This window comes from Enterobacter sp. 01-M-03-SI-ECC (assembly GCF_047530215.1).
Classification (GTDB): domain Bacteria; phylum Pseudomonadota; class Gammaproteobacteria; order Enterobacterales; family Enterobacteriaceae; genus Enterobacter; species Enterobacter chengduensis.
This window is the reverse complement of record NZ_JBLKDA010000090.1, coordinates 1-1,380: the sequence shown is the minus strand read 5'-3', so window position 1 is coordinate 1,380 and position 1,380 is coordinate 1. Positions and strand designations below refer to the sequence as shown.

Annotated in this window: 2 protein-coding genes and 1 pseudogene; 1 reads left to right on the top strand and 2 read right to left on the bottom strand. The window is 45.4% G+C overall.

Features of this window, described 5'->3' with window-relative positions:
• Together ACMWKK_RS26175 and ACMWKK_RS26170 are read right to left on the bottom strand one after the other, a co-directional pair.
• The coding region (locus tag ACMWKK_RS26175) for an IS1 family transposase (RefSeq protein ID WP_001774864.1) at positions 1-85 on the bottom strand (85 nt) is incomplete at its 3' end.
• A 177-nt stretch (positions 86-262) separates the two neighbouring features.
• Positions 263-1,258: pseudogene (locus ACMWKK_RS26170) on the bottom strand (FAD-dependent oxidoreductase); the annotation flags it as partial.
• A 33-nt stretch (positions 1,259-1,291) separates the two neighbouring features.
• Between ACMWKK_RS26170 and ACMWKK_RS26165 the strand changes: the two are divergent.
• Positions 1,292-1,380: hypothetical protein (locus ACMWKK_RS26165; protein ID WP_225526352.1), on the top strand; the 89-nt coding region annotated here is incomplete at its 3' end.

Here is a 1,380-nt window from a genome sequence, read left to right as displayed (position 1 = left end):
GCTGATGTCCGGCGGTGCTTTTGCCGTTACGCACCACCCCGTCAGTAGCTGAACAGGAGGGACAGCTGATAGAAACAGAAGCCACTGGAGCACCTCAAAAACACCATCATACACTAAATCATTAAGTTGGCAGCATCACCGATTTTTTAAACATATAAAATACCATCAATGAAGTGATTAAGAAGTTATAGAGTAACAGAGAATTAATAAGATTCTTTTCTCTGAGACGCCAGAATATTTGTTCTGGCGTCTGATTTTGAGTTTATTTGACTAATGAAAATAGATCATTGAGTGATTCGCTCATCGACGGATGAGTAAATATCTGATCGCGTAATATGCTATAAGGCAGCCCGGCATCCATCACCATTTTCACTATATTGATCATCTCGTGGGAGTCAATACACAGCAGTGATGCTCCTAATATACGTTGGGTTTTATTATCAACAATCGCTTTTAATACCCCACGGGTATCGTTCATCACTCTGGCGCGCGGAATTGCAGCTACAGGCAATGTCACCACCTGAATATCAGCACCACTCTCTCTGGCTTGTTCTTCTGTCATACCAACCCTGGACAGGGGCGGTGTCATAAATACGGAATAAGGCACATTTTTCCGATCATCAGTACTACGTTTGCCTTCACCCAGTAACTCATCACGTACAATGCGGTAATCATCCAGTGATATGTAAGTAAATTGCAGCCCGCCGGTAACATCTCCCATCGCCCAAATATTGTCTGCGGTGGTATGTAATCGCTTGTCAACGACAATTGCCCCGCGCTCGTTTACTGCGATACCGGCATTTTCTGGATGTAACGAAGCGGTAGCCGGTTGACGACCGGAAGCTATTAACAGTGCATCCACCGCCAGTTGGGCGTGCTCGCTATGCACTTGCACTTGATTTTCATGGTGACTGATTCGCTCCACATGGGCATTGAGGATAATATCGACGCCCTGATCGCGTAAAATCGTCGCGATATTATCAGCAATATCCCGATCTTCCCGAGGCAAAAACAGCGAAGCTGCCTCTAAAATGGTTACTTTGCTGCCAAAATTAGCGAACATAGAGGCGAACTCAACGCCAATATATCCGCCGCCCAAAATACCTAAATGCCCAGGCAATTCTTTTAGATTAAGTAATCCGGTGCTGTCATATACACCAGGCGTGGTGGTAATTCCAGGAATTGGCGGAACCACGGCTTGTGCACCGGTATTAATAAAAATTTTCTCGCCATGAATCTCCAAATTTCCCTCAGGCCGAGGCTTTGTTGAATAAATCGAACTTTTGCTGAGTTGAAGGATCAGATCACGCATCTTCCCGACAACGCAGACCGTTCCGTGGCAAAGCAAAAGTTCAAAATCACCAACTGGCCCACCTACAA